Source organism: Cuniculiplasma divulgatum (assembly GCF_900083515.1).
Taxonomy (GTDB): Archaea; Thermoplasmatota; Thermoplasmata; order Thermoplasmatales; family Thermoplasmataceae; genus Cuniculiplasma; species Cuniculiplasma divulgatum.
The window spans coordinates 1511190-1524176 of record NZ_LT671858.1; the positions used below are offsets into that span (position 1 = coordinate 1511190).

12 protein-coding genes and 2 tRNA genes are annotated in these 12987 nt (G+C 36.9%); 7 read left to right on the forward strand and 7 right to left on the reverse strand.

What is annotated here, in order from left to right; genetic code table 11:
* Positions 1-24: 24 nt before the first annotated feature.
* The 5 genes from CSP5_RS07515 to CSP5_RS07535 all read right to left on the reverse strand — a co-directional run bounded on the left by CSP5_RS07515 (position 25) and on the right by CSP5_RS07535 (position 4272).
* Complete coding sequence (locus tag CSP5_RS07515; RefSeq protein ID WP_021790170.1) at positions 25-1302, reverse strand: (Fe-S)-binding protein; 1278 nt, start codon at positions 1300-1302, stop codon at positions 25-27.
* Positions 1295-2689 (reverse strand): FAD-binding oxidoreductase, encoded by a 1395-nt coding sequence (locus CSP5_RS07520; RefSeq protein WP_148690018.1) that lies wholly within the window; start codon positions 2687-2689, stop codon positions 1295-1297. Before CSP5_RS07520 ends, CSP5_RS07515 begins: the two co-directional genes overlap by 8 nt.
* Positions 2690-2806: 117 nt before the next feature.
* Positions 2807-2881: transfer RNA gene (locus CSP5_RS07525), tRNA-Gly, on the reverse strand.
* 60 nt (positions 2882-2941) lie between these two features.
* Positions 2942-3610: a hypothetical protein gene (locus tag CSP5_RS07530; RefSeq protein WP_021790172.1), complete on the reverse strand. Its 669-nt coding sequence runs from the start codon at positions 3608-3610 to the stop codon at positions 2942-2944.
* 14 nt (positions 3611-3624) lie between these two features.
* Complete coding sequence (locus CSP5_RS07535; protein ID WP_172399437.1) at positions 3625-4272, reverse strand: triose-phosphate isomerase; 648 nt, start codon at positions 4270-4272, stop codon at positions 3625-3627.
* 128 nt (positions 4273-4400) lie between these two features.
* Here CSP5_RS07535 and CSP5_RS07540 point away from each other — a divergent pair.
* Positions 4401-4474: transfer RNA gene (locus tag CSP5_RS07540), tRNA-Lys, on the forward strand.
* 186 nt (positions 4475-4660) lie between these two features.
* The gene (locus tag CSP5_RS07545) at positions 4661-5548 is read left to right on the forward strand and encodes a cupin domain-containing protein (protein ID WP_206744751.1); all 888 of its coding nucleotides are present in this window, start codon (positions 4661-4663) and stop codon (positions 5546-5548) included.
* 69 nt (positions 5549-5617) lie between these two features.
* Here the strand turns inward: CSP5_RS07545 and CSP5_RS07550 are convergent, their stop codons facing one another.
* Positions 5618-6397, reverse strand: a complete 780-nt coding sequence (locus CSP5_RS07550) for a DNA-methyltransferase (protein WP_172399439.1) — start codon at positions 6395-6397, stop codon at positions 5618-5620.
* Between the two features lie 365 nt (positions 6398-6762).
* On the reverse strand, positions 6763-7686 hold the full coding sequence (locus CSP5_RS07555) for a hypothetical protein (RefSeq protein ID WP_148690022.1): 924 nt from the start codon (positions 7684-7686) through the stop codon (positions 6763-6765).
* A gap of 365 nt (positions 7687-8051) precedes the next feature.
* Here CSP5_RS07555 and CSP5_RS07560 point away from each other — a divergent pair, with 365 nt between their 5' ends.
* The 5 genes from CSP5_RS07560 to CSP5_RS07580 all read left to right on the forward strand — a co-directional run bounded on the left by CSP5_RS07560 (position 8052) and on the right by CSP5_RS07580 (position 12883).
* A complete protein-coding gene (locus tag CSP5_RS07560; RefSeq protein ID WP_148690023.1) occupies positions 8052-8987 on the forward strand; it encodes a hypothetical protein in 936 nt (311 codons plus the stop codon).
* A gap of 229 nt (positions 8988-9216) precedes the next feature.
* On the forward strand, positions 9217-10146 hold the full coding sequence (locus tag CSP5_RS07565) for a hypothetical protein (RefSeq protein ID WP_148690024.1): 930 nt from the start codon (positions 9217-9219) through the stop codon (positions 10144-10146).
* An 87-nt stretch (positions 10147-10233) separates the two neighbouring features.
* Positions 10234-11409, forward strand: a complete 1176-nt coding sequence (locus CSP5_RS07570; RefSeq protein ID WP_148690025.1) for a M20 family metallopeptidase — start codon at positions 10234-10236, stop codon at positions 11407-11409.
* Complete coding sequence (locus tag CSP5_RS07575) at positions 11399-12352, forward strand: S66 peptidase family protein (protein WP_148690026.1); 954 nt, start codon at positions 11399-11401, stop codon at positions 12350-12352. The genes CSP5_RS07570 and CSP5_RS07575 overlap by 11 nt, the downstream gene beginning before the upstream one ends.
* Positions 12353-12442: 90 nt before the next feature.
* Entirely contained in the window at positions 12443-12883 is a 441-nt protein-coding gene (locus CSP5_RS07580) for a cbb3-type cytochrome c oxidase subunit I (protein ID WP_148690027.1), read from the forward strand.
* The last annotated feature ends 104 nt before the right edge of the window (positions 12884-12987 follow it).

A 12987-nucleotide genomic window follows, 5' to 3' on the forward strand; every position in this document is an offset into this window, starting at 1 on the left:
AGAATATTACAATAAAATTTATGACTACTGAACCTCTTTAAGATTATCCTTTCTTCTGCTTATTAGATAGGAGGAAATATCCTCAACAGAATCATCCTTTTTAAGATTTGAGAGGCATATAGGACATGCTGTAATGATTTTCTCGGTTCCAGTTTCCTTTAGCTGTCTGAATCTCTCTTCTGATATATTTGAGGAGAGTTTTCCATAGAGTAATTCGTCTGGTCCTCCACAGCAGAATACCTTCTTCCCTGAGCGATATGGCATACTTACTTTCGCGATTGATTCAAGCAACTTTTTTGGCCTGTTATAACCCTCACCTCTGAGAACAAGATGACAGGGCTCGTGATATGTTATATTATCAGAAGTTCTCTGGAAATCATTTTCTTCTAAAAGATCGAGGTAATAAATTACCTTAAAATCAAAATCTGTTACATATGAAGGTAGGGTATTCTTTAAAAGATCATATGTGTGAGGATCGACAGTAATAATTGTCTTTACCTTTCTTTCGTGAAACAGATCACAAAGATACTTTGCATACTCACTGAATTCCTTCTCGTAACCAAGGTCGTGAATGAATGTCCCTGGATAGGGCTCTTCCTCATGCAAATATGTGAATTTTATACCTGAATCTTTTAAAAGACTGTAAATATTTTTTAAATAACTGTTCATTTCCCTCTCTGTTTTCTTATTTCTGAAATACTTCATATATTTGGATAATCCTGAATGTTTGGTTAAATACCTGGCCATATTCTTGGAAAAAGCATCCCCCATTGATTTTTCTATTTTTCGCAGTGTTTCGTTATATGCCATCATCTGGTACATATTTCCGGTATAAAGCAGATTGGTTGATTCTGATTCAAACTGAAGACCTGCTGACCATCCTGCACATACCTCCCTTATACCAAGTGGATTTCTGTATTTCATTGTTAGTTCTACTATCATGTTCGCAATGGGATTTTTTTGATCTTCTATGGTCAGTTCTCCAGATGTGATAATTTCTTTTCCTATTTCACTCACCTTCCCTGCATTCACACCGGCGGGGCATACCTGAAGGCAGGCGTAGCAATCAAGGCAACTGTAGAAGGATTCATCGACCTTAAGTTCAATTACCCCCTTCCCTTTGATTTCCCTTATCATTTCCTTACCCACATCAACCCTTCCTCTGGCCCCTATGGAAGATCTGAAGCCACTGGATGGTAGCGTCGGGCATACAGACTCGCAAAAACCACAGTTAATACAGCTATTTACCTCATCCTCAAGCTTCTCAAGGAGATTTAGGCTGTACTCTGATTTTTCAGTCAAAAATCTTACCCCTGTTCATTATGCCCTCTGGATCAAAGGCTTTCTTTATATTCTTCATCAATGTGAGCACCTCCATTGAATTTCTTTCCCTCAACTCCTCCAACAAAAGTTCTTTTTTCTCCAGTCCTATGCCGTGTTCTGCAGATACAGATCCTCCATGCTTCAGCGCAATTTTTGCAATTGCCATCTGAAACTTTTCTACCCTTTCCACGTGATCCTTATTATTCAAATCCACAAGTATATTGGCGTGAATATTGCCATCTCCAATATGTCCAAATAATACTGCTTTTAGATTATATTCCTTAAGTGCGGACTCTATTTCCATTAGGGATTCGGGGAGCTGGCTTGGTGGAACAACAACATCACCTATTTCTATATATTCATCCTTGAAGTCTCTGAGACCAAGTGATGATGAATAAAGCCCCTTTCTTGCCTCATACATTTTTGCCATTTCATCCTTGTCTCTGGTGATTCTTATAACAATAGGACCTTCTGCCTCAATTATTTTCTTCGCATCCTCAAGCATTCTATCTATGGATTCGTGGGTTGATGCTATATCTATCATCAGTAAATAGTTGCTACTCTCTGGTGAATCTATATTTCTGGCTTTCTTTATGGTTTCCAGAGAAAGTTTATCCATGAATTCTGCGATATATGGTATTATTCCTCTCCCCTTAAGTTCAGAAATAGATCTGCCCATTTTTTCCACGTCCTTGAAATAGGCAAGAATTCTTCCTATTTCCTCTGGTATGGGCCAGATTTTAAGATACGCCTTTGTTATAATAGCCAGTGTGCCTTCATTTCCTGCCATTAGTGCAGTAATATCATAACCTTTGGTCCTCTTCAGTGTTCTTCCTCCTACCTCTACTATTTCCCCACTGGGAAGTACGAGTTCAAGACCTAATATCCATTCCTTTGTTGTGCCGTATGTGCATGCCCTTAGACCTCCTGCATTTGTTGATATACTTCCTCCAACGGTTGCAGCCATTGAACTGGCAGGATCAGGAGGATAGAAAAAACCAAGTTTCGAAAGATAATTATTTAGATCATCCAGTCTTAGGCCGGGTTCGGCAACAATATAACCATCATCTAAATGGGTTTCCAGAATTCTATTCATTGCGGACATGCTTATAAGAATGGAGTCTTCGTTTGGTACAGGAGAGCCTGTCAGTGCAGAGCCTCCTGAACGCATTACAACCTGAATCTTTTCTCTTGAACATATTTTCATTAATTTGGAGATCTCCTCCGAATTTTTGGGGATGACTGCTGCCATGGGAATATTTCCCTCAAAATATGATGCGTCCTTCATATATGGCACTAAATCTTCCTTTTTTTCAAGTATTCTATCTCCAAATATTTTCCTAAATTCAGCAATATTATCTTTCATTCCTTTCCCCAGTGATTGAAAAGTTGGTAAATATTCTTAACTGTTATGGTTAACATGTTACCTATATAAGGAATTTAGAGAGTTTTATATAAAAGTCCATAACAGAATTACGTTTGATGCAGGTGCCGGGATTTGGACCCGGGTTGAAAGCTTGGAAGGCTCTCGTGCTAGACCAGACTACACTACACCTGCTCACAGGGAGATTTATTCTTCTTATTTATTTCTATTTATAAGTTTCGCGTTTTCCTTAAATCATTGAGCGAATGCTACTTGCTGGGTTACATTGTAATACTTTGATCCCGAATGAAGTTCTGTAACCAGTTTGACTGATGCAAGATAACCCAGATCCTTCAGATTCAGGTATATTGCCTTATCCTTATAATGCTGACTTATTATTGTTGAAGGTGAAGCAGCACCACTGACCAGGGCAGACGTCTTGACGAATGATACGTTTGCATTGAATGATATCAAATCTCTAAGAGAATAGTTATTTGGACCCGATGTAAGAACATATTCTCCGTTCGTCTGATTTACTGCTACCCATACGCCATTATGGCTTATCTGAAGTGAAAGATCAGGAGAGGTGTTGATACTTACCGGTGGATTAAGTGCTATGGACCAGAATAGAATAGATGCAAGCAAAAATACCATAAGCATGTAAAACTTGTGACTTCCTTTTACCGGAAGTTTTATCCTCAAAATTCCAAGTATTTTGAATAAACCTATGAAAAGCACAATAAACAGTAGTATTGAAAGTTCACCCAGACCCTTAATCTGAAGATAGCCTTCAAGTAAGCCGGAACCGATGGCCAGAAGAAAAACAACAATTGTACTCTTTGCCCTATCCTTTTCATATCTGAGAAATTGCTCCTCACTGAATTCTGGTTCTTCAAACAATGGTTCATTTTTAGGCTTAGGCATTTTTTCTGAGATGTTTATATCATTAATGAATTTAACGCGTAAAAAGGATCCTTTGCCTTAACCACTCCCGATGAAACAAGAATGCCAGATGCACCAAGCTCCCTTGAAATTTCCACATCTTTTTTTGTCTTAATGCCTGCGCCAACAAGAAGCCTAGCATCATAGCTCTGGCAGATCTCAACAGCCTTTTCTATAATGTGTGGTTTTGAGATGGCCACCGATATATCACCGCCTATAAGCTCTGGTGGTTCGTATGCCACAACCGTCGCCCCCATTTGACATATTTCTTTTGTTTCGTCAAGATCCTTTGAACAAATGATCAGGTTAAAATCGAGTTCAGCTGCTTTTGCAATAGTACTCTTTATGATCGGTTTTGGTATTCTTTTCTCGGAATGATTCAATAGAGATCCCTTTATGCCAAAGGTAATTAGATCTTCCATTAAGATGTGTCCAGTATGAGCTCCAAAGGAAACTGAATCCACATGCTGAGATATCAAATTTTCAAATTCCTTTCCAAGATGAATTCTTGTTACCGGCACTGCAATTTTTAATGATGGTGATGATTTTTCATTTCTTAACTTTCTCAGTAGACTTACAGTGTTTTGGCCCATGCTTTCAGAGAACGTTTTCAGGTTCACAACTGTTTGAAACATGTTTTTCATTACCCCATGCACCCATACATAAACATATTTTCCTTTCATCGGTGAACGATGAAGCTCATACTAGGGTAGAATAAAAGAAACATACAACAATGAAAATCTTTAAACCGATGTAAAGATTTAGGATGGCTGGGTCTGTAGCTTAGCCAGGTAGAGCGATGGACTCTTAATCCATAGGCCGGGGGTTCGAACCCCCTCAGACCCGCTAACTACAAATTGCTATTGCCTTATCACTTTAAACGATGTTTTATTATGTTTTCAATGACATATTAACTATATGTCATGAATATACGAATTTTTTGACTTGATGTATGCTGAAGGAAACTGTTTCTTAAAACAATCTAAAATTTCGAATTTTTATTCGCATAATCCTTATATATTTATCAAAGTTATGAAGACTATGAAGGCAGTCCTGACAAAAAAGGAAACTGGAACAGAACAAATCAGACTGGATCTTGCTTGGGAGCTATTTTTTCCAGGAATCACAGGAAAACATCCTCACTACAGTGACTTACTTTATCCATTTACAAACTGGTTGTGGACAGTTCTTGGAAATCAATCTGGATTTATGAGACAGGAACAAAATGTTACAAAAACATTCAAGATCAATGATATGGAAGAATCTTCACTGGTGTTTCTGATACGAATACTTTCAATGTGGTTTGATGAGGTGATCATAGACAGTGATGATGAATCAAATAAAAATCAATGGACTTTTCCAATAACAAATGTTTATGATGAAGATCTTGACGAAGCTGAGAAGGCACAGCAGCTCATAGCTGAGAATTACAGTTTTAGAAACCTCATGCCTCTTCTTGGACCGAGCAGGGTTTTTGCGACTGTTGAGCTACTTGGTCCTGATCAGGTATCAGCCAGGCTGCATTCACATTCAACCATAGATGAATTTTACCTTATACTGGATGGAAGTGCAACATTGAGGATGAACGGAAAAGAGAGAGTTGTGAAAAGAGGAGACTTTATCTCGAAACCTGCCGGTCCTGATCTGACAAGTCAGATATTAGCGGATCAGGGAACTTCTGTAAGGATACTTGACATTGAGGTTCATCCTAATGCAGACCCCAGAACAAAGGAGGTTGTTCATTATCCCGACCATGGTGAAATATTGCTTCATGGTCATGGGTGGAGTTCAATAATTCCAGATGGTGCATTAATGAATACTAATGAGTTCGATAAAAATTATGAAAAAGGGTATTACAGAAAAAAAGATGGAAGCTGGGAGCCAAAAGATATTCCTGGATATGAGAGAAGAAAAGACTGATAGAATTTTTCTCATTTGAAGTTAAAGAAACTCACTTTTAATTTTCAAATAATAAAGAACTTTTATGAATTACATTTCAACAAATTCAATCTCAGTGGTTTCGTCCTCTATTCCCTCTCTTGTTGAATTTAGTCTTGTTTTTATTAAATTTACATAGTCATTGTTAATCTCTATTCCAATTGAGTTTCTACTGTAAAATTCAGCTACAACAGAAGTTGTTCCAGACCCAAGAAATGGATCCAGAACAGTATCTCCTACAACTGTTGATGAAAGGATAACTCTTTTGAGCAACTCAAAAGGTTTCTGTGTGGGATGGTTTCCAGCCCATTTTTCACTCTTCGGTGTTACAGGAATAGACCACATATTCCTCATTTGTTTGCCATCGTTTAGTTCTTTCATTTTTTCGTAATTAAATACCCATTTCTTTTTAGAGTGATCCTTCACTGCCCATATTAGATGTTCAGTACTTTCAGTAAACATTCTTGTTGTGATGTTAGGCTGAGCATTTGGCTTGAACCATACAATACTGTTATTGATTTTCATGTTTAGATGCTGCATGATAAAACCCAGCTGGTATATGTTGTGAAATGAACCGCAAACCCAGAAGCTTCCACCTGGCTTCAGAACGCGTAGCGATTCACTTATCCAGTTCATATTGAATTCAAAAAGTTCGTCTCTGGTGAATATGTCCCAAACTTCCTGCATTGTAACGTGGCTGCTGAATGCCCAGCTGAGCCCCTTTGATTTTGACATTCCATACGGAGGATCAGCAAAAATCATGTCTACTGAATTTTGCTCTATTTTCTTTAGAATTTCCAGACTGTTTCCCAGGTATATTCTATGATTCATCTTTACCACTGTTTAAATATAGATCATCTCTTATTAGCTATTTTTATATGGACTTTTTTAGGTTCCTAATGTTAGAATGGTTTTAATGATTTGTACACTTGCCCTGCATAAAAATGAACAACTAATAACAAATAAATTACTAAAGAATTAATCTCGTAAATATATATCATGAATGAGATCATAACAGATAGCATTACGCTTTAATTTGTGGTAAAATAATATTTAGTGGCTGAGTAATAATATTTATTTATTGTTCTAAGGCTTTTGTTAATACTTAATATAATCATTATCCATGTAACTTATTCTCGAAGTTCGAAACAGGCAACGAAATAATTTTCGATGCGTGGTATTATGAACTAATGTTGTTAAATAAAATCCCAGACATTTTCAGAATAAGGTATTAGATATTTTACAATTACCTCATTTTTTGTTTCCTCTGCTACCTGATATAGAATTTTATAGAACTCGTATATTACATCTGTTGGCAGGAATACCGTAACTTCTATTTTTCCTGAGAGCAACTTGCCAAAATAGGCGATTCTCATTATATGCTGTTCATTTGCCCTGTTTCTTACAAGAAATGGGAAAGGGCTTCTCAACTGCATCTGGTAAAGATGACTTTTGGAATCAATAATCTCGAGGTCATCTACCGGCAGGTCACAGAATACTATGGTGTTAATATCCCCCTTCGCTGCTCCGCTGCTCTTAACCTCAGCAATTATCCTTGGGCTATCAGGAATTTCCCTTGTGTGTATGTCTTCCCTGTTGATTGGTGTTACATATGTTACGATGGAGAGTGGATAATCTTTGTTTATATTATTCATCATCTCCATTATGCCAGGACTTGGACCAAGCCATGTGATTCTTGCATTCTTTGAGTTTGGAGCATAGTTTGATAGCAGTTCCGAAACTTTTTCTATTTGGCTGCTGTGGAATCTGGCATAAACGTTGAGAAAGCCATCCTTCATGTCTGAACCGTTGATTATCAGGGATGGGATTTCTACAAGCTTATCTATTAAAATAAGTTCCTTATCATCACTTATAGTGGAGTCCACAACAAATGACATTTCTCTTTCCGATGCGTTGAATTTATTGAGCAGCAGATTTAGTTTCTGCATTTTACTGTTCTTTGGAAAGTAGGTGCTTATCCATGTTTGGCCATCCTTGTCATATATAAATACCGGGAGTTTCATTTCCAGATCTGCAGTTGCCTTGAAAAACTCTGTATCCTGTCTAACCTTGAGCTCAAGATACATATCAAGAGTCCTATCTATCTCCCTTATGTACATATCACGTTATGCATTACATGGTTTTAATTCTTTTTGAGCAATTCTATTAAGATCACTTCATTATAATGAAACAGTTTTCCCTTTAACATAAACATTTCTTTAGATTAGAATAATCACATTGCAGATTTTCATTATATTATAAAAGGAAATATTATTTGATTGTACTATTTATGTTTCTAATTATATTTAGAAGATTAGTAGAATTTGAGTCAAAAATGATCAAAACTCTTATAAAATGAATGTAGGCCTTCATCAAATTTTAAAATAATAAGTAGAAAAAGAAAGACTTTAATGACAATATTTACCATTGCCAGCATCTGCAGTTTTAAAAGACATATTATACTAGTAATGAATGCAATTTGTATATGGGAAAGGGCACACAGTTTAAGGAACTTGACCTTCTTGACTGGAAACTTCATATTTCGTTCTCTCCCGAATCAGCCATAACGAGGGCTTCCAGAAAGCTCAAGATAAACTCTGAAGTTGGGTTGTATTTTGATGGACAAAACACAGAAATAAACCTATTTTTTCAAAACAGAAGGGAAATGGAAAGAGATTTAAATATATTCTTGCGTGAATCTGACGGCTTTCTAGAAAATGAAATATGGAGAGTAAGAAGAAGTATTGTGAAGAGATTTGAATATGTTGAACTAATAAAATCACTTCTGGAAATTCCATCATTTGTTTTGATTTCAATATGGATCAGGGATGGGATTTTTCATACACAGTTTATCTTCAACAGTTCACAGTCAAATAAGGCCTCTGATATAATACTCGGAAAACTTAGTACCATTGAGGAGGGAAAGCTGGAATATGTGGGTCCTAATAATGGCTTTGCTGGAATTTTGGACGAGATAGACCAGCGCTGTGAACTTTCAATTGCACAGTTTGAACTCCTTCCACCCAAAAAAGAGATGGAAATGCCAGAAAATCCAATGGGTGATCACTGGTATAGAATTCTAAAGAAGCCATATGGTACTGACCCCATAAGAGGGGTGTATATTATGTCAGAAAAACCATCTAAGGCAGAGGTTATGACTGAAGTTATAAAAGACAGTGTTTACGAAGCAACAACCGACAATGCGTTCCTGTCGTATTTCGTTTCTGAGATGCATGTGAAGAGAATTCCAACCATAGCAGCATTCCAAAAACTCGACAAACCCGTGTTCAATTTATGGATCGTTTTTCCCTCACTGTTCAGAAATGAAATACTTAAAATAGCATCCGATGCCAGGGAAGACCTTCCAAACTGGCATCCTTCACTCAAATCTCTGGCCTCTTTTAAGGAGATTTTTAATTAATTTAGTCATCATTTTTGAGTGATTGGCACACAAACGTACCATATTATAAGTCATTAAATACCTTAATAGTAATTCATCTCTGCATTTTCTCCTATTGTAGCCTAATTTGCATTTACAAACCTTTTGCCTTTATGAGTGACTTTTGCATCATATATTTATCATTTACTGGAGAATTATTCATAACCTATAAAATAGTAACTATTTAATACTATTGAGGAAATAGGATCACATGCACTTCGCTGACATTGACAAAATTTTGGATCGAAGAATGGTCCTGACAATGAAACAGGATAATGAGATTTTTCTGGCATCCAGGGAAATCGAGGCAAGGATTCCCATAAATATTCTTGAGGAAGGGGATAAAAAATATATGCTTATAAATTTTCCGAGTTCTTTCGGTGAGGTACAGAAGAACAGAATTTTCTTGAAGAAATATGATGCAAAAAATATTGGTTCACATTATGTCATAAGGGAGAGAATCAATCACGTTGAAAAATGGAAATATATTCAGGAGATTATGAATTTACCATCAGTGGTTGTTAACAGGATAAATCTGAAGGGAGGTCTCATAGCTTTCTATTTCAGGTATCACCATTCTGTAAAGAATAAAATTTCTAACATTCTCTCAAATTATACAGATGGAGATGATGGGCAGATAGAAACAATGGATCCATCACCTGGAATATTGAAAATTCTTGACAGACTTGATCAGTTTTATTCTCTCGGAATGGTTCAGGTTTCCATTCCTCTTACTGAAGAAGAAAGAACTTTAGTAGGATTTGTAAGAGACGATTTCATAGGAGAAAGTACTAATAATTTAATTTCTGGGAATGGCATTAATGCCATTGTCTATACGGGTGAAACTGTTGAGAATCCACAGTTAAATGAAATCTATGGAGAATCTGGGCTATATGGAATGAACTTAAAAGATAACACTCTTCAGGGATGGAGAGAAAAATTGAACAGGATACCGGTAATAAGGTTCAGACAATTCTTACGAATTCGAAATAATGATCTACACATACTTACACTTCTTCCATATTCACAAACAGACCTTGCCTACAGGGCATTCTTTGAAGAGATATGTGAAAGTAACAGGCATAATGCAACCCTGGATTTCGTGTCTAAATATGATAGAAGCGTAATATTGGATTTCTGATATTTTTTAAATTCCATAGAATTAATGAAATATTCTTTTTTTTAAATAGGATTAAAATATTTCTTATTCATTCATTAACTGATTGTGATGAATGTTGATGAAGCCTTAGATAAATTATTTCCAGATGTAATTGATTTGTCTAAAAAAATTTATAGTTATGCTGAGCTTGGAAGTGACGAGATAAAATCTTCCAGGGTATTATCTGAGTATCTGGAGAAAAGAGGATTCAGGGTAGAGAGAAATTACAGGGATATGAAAACAGCTTTCAGGGCTGACAATGGGCATAAAGGATTGAGGGTAGGACTTCTTGCAGAGTATGATGCACTTCCTAATGGCCATTCATGTGGGCATAATCTTATTTCCGCATGGGCGGCAGGAACCGCTGTCGTACTAAATCTTCTTGGAGAGAATATAAATATAAAAGTTTATGGAACACCCTCTGAGGAGGCCATTGGTCCATATGCGGGAAGTAAATGTTTGCTTGCAGATATGGGATCATTCAAAGATACGGATTTTGTACTGGGCGTACATCCTGATGATAGATGGGCTGTCGGATCAAAGGCTCTGGCGGATATTACACTGGAACTTAGATTCCATGGAAAATCTGCCCATGGAGCTGACTCACCTGAAAAAGGCATAAATGCACTGGATGCTGCTGTTGCAACTTACAATGTAATAAATAGCTTAAGGGGTTGGGCAAAGCTTGACAAACACCTTGTTGTTGGAATGATATTCACAGAATCTGGAAGGGCGACAAATGTAATTCCAGAAAGGGCAACCTTGCAGGTGGAAATGAGATCAACTTCAACTGAATTCCTTGGTAAATTCGAGAATAAGGTAAGAGATGCGGCCATGGGAGTAGCCTCAGCCTATGGTGCTGATATTACAATAGAGCAAATCACCCCACTTTATAAGACATACATAAACAATAGGACATTAAATTCACTGCTAAAGGAAAATCTTGCAAAAATGAATATTAATGCTGAAGATGCGGGTTCTGAAGAGGGATTTGCTTCTGGTAGTACAGACGAGGCAAATGTAAGCTGGGTTGTTCCCACGGGTCATCTTGATTTTCCTATAGGATATCCGGGAATCCCGGGTCATTCCGATGAGTTCAGGGAAGCAGCAAATCCAGATAAGGTTGAAAATGTTTTAAGGAATGCCATAAAGGCAACTGCATTAACGATCCTTCAGATAGCCAAAGAAAACAAAATCCGACAAATAAAGGATGAATTTGAGAATAGTGATGGCAATGGACAGTGAATTCAGCGAGGCAGTAGAAATAATAGCTCCACCACATCTTTCTCCAGGTGATGATATAAGGGTAATAGCACCGGCCAGTGCTCCTGATATGAAAAATCTATCCAAGACCATTGCAAGACTCTCCAAACTTGGATACAGAGTATCTCTGGGAAGAAACATAAGAAGGCTCGTTCAGAGAAATTCTCTTGCTGCACCCATGAGAGAAAGAGCACAGGAGATAATGGAGGCTTTTCAGGATGACTCAGTAAAGGCAATTGTATGTGCAAGAGGAGGTTACGGTTCAATTCACGTTCTACCATTTCTCGATTATGATCTCATAAAAAGTCATCCCAAGATCTTTATGGGATACAGCGATATTACTGCTCTTCACATGGCATTTAACAAGCTTTCTGGGCTAATCACCTTTCATGGTCCAATGGCTGCTTCTGATCCGGATGAATTCCATAAGTCATCATTCAAATTGCTTGTGGATATACTGAATGGACAGTCGAGCGATATTTCCGGATTCGTGGAGAATGTTGTTAAATATATCCACAAGGGAAAGGTTGTTGGAAGATCAATTGGCACGAACATATCTGTTGCAATATCTCTAATAGGCACTCCATATATGCCCTCAACTGCAGGCAGAATACTTTTTGCAGAGGATACTGCAATTACTTCTGGTGATCTCGACAGGTATTTTTCAGTACTGAACCTAACAGGATACCTGCAGGAATTTGCAGGTTTTGCCTTCGGGGAATTCAAGCAGATAAATAGCAACGAGGAGCCAATGCCGTATATCGAAGATATTATCCAGCAATACATGGATCAGCTGAAAAAACCTTCTATTTATGGGCTTCCTTTTGGCCATGGGGAGGACCAGATGCTTATTCCACTAAACGCAAAAATGTCCATTTCTTCAGAGACCCCTTATGTGACCCTTGAGCAGGACATAGTGAATTAGCAACAATATAGCATTAAACCATTCATTAAAATAAAGTATTACCAAATATGTAAGCGCCCAAATTTAAATTAATCTACACCATTAATGGTTATGTCCCTCAGGAATTCGGATAATTTCTATGCTATTATGTTTACAGTAACATCATTTATTTACCTTATAACTGGAACGATCCTTCTATCAACAGGATTTGTATGGGATTTTCCCACATCTCATAGGGACCCTGTGTTTATTCTACTATTTTTTGGATTTGCAGTAATGATAGTATTTGGAATGTCGTATATTTTGATTCCAAACCTAATGAATTTTAAAGTTAGACAGACAATGACCAAAATTCAATACTTTATTTACAACATAGGATTGATAATATCATTCCTTTCTATGGAATTAAGTCTTAACAATTTCAAAAGTTATTTTATTTCAACTCTATTAGTTCTTGGACTGATTCTTTTAATTATTTCTATTGCCATTCATGTCTGGAACATATCAGGAGTTAAACACTCTACCATTGGATCTGGAAGAGAATCTCCTTAAGGCAATATTACATATAATCACGTTTCTTCCAATAATTTCTATCAGGTAATACGTCCATGATACAGTAATTCGCAAATCATATCTTATACGGTATCATGGGTTGT

Bases quoted from the DNA above. Each gene is read 5' to 3' on its own strand.
- CSP5_RS07520 (WP_148690018.1), bottom strand. From the start codon at position 2,689: ATGAAAGATAATATTGCTGAATTTAGGAAAATATTTGGAGATAGAATA.
- CSP5_RS07530 (WP_021790172.1), bottom strand. From the start codon at position 3,610: ATGCCTAAGCCTAAAAATGAACCATTGTTTGAAGAACCAGAATTCAGT.
- CSP5_RS07535 (WP_172399437.1), bottom strand. From the start codon at position 4,272: ATGAAAAACATGTTTCAAACAGTTGTGAACCTGAAAACGTTCTCTGAA.
- CSP5_RS07545 (WP_206744751.1), top strand. From the start codon at position 4,661: ATGAAGACTATGAAGGCAGTCCTGACAAAAAAGGAAACTGGAACAGAA.
- CSP5_RS07550 (WP_172399439.1), bottom strand. From the start codon at position 6,397: ATGAATCATAGAATATACCTGGGAAACAGTCTGGAAATTCTAAAGAAA.
- CSP5_RS07555 (WP_148690022.1), bottom strand. From the start codon at position 7,686: ATGTACATAAGGGAGATAGATAGGACTCTTGATATGTATCTTGAGCTC.
- CSP5_RS07560 (WP_148690023.1), top strand. From the start codon at position 8,052: ATGGGAAAGGGCACACAGTTTAAGGAACTTGACCTTCTTGACTGGAAA.
- CSP5_RS07565 (WP_148690024.1), top strand. From the start codon at position 9,217: ATGCACTTCGCTGACATTGACAAAATTTTGGATCGAAGAATGGTCCTG.
- CSP5_RS07570 (WP_148690025.1), top strand. From the start codon at position 10,234: ATGAATGTTGATGAAGCCTTAGATAAATTATTTCCAGATGTAATTGAT.
- CSP5_RS07575 (WP_148690026.1), top strand. From the start codon at position 11,399: ATGGACAGTGAATTCAGCGAGGCAGTAGAAATAATAGCTCCACCACAT.
- CSP5_RS07580 (WP_148690027.1), top strand. From the start codon at position 12,443: ATGTCCCTCAGGAATTCGGATAATTTCTATGCTATTATGTTTACAGTA.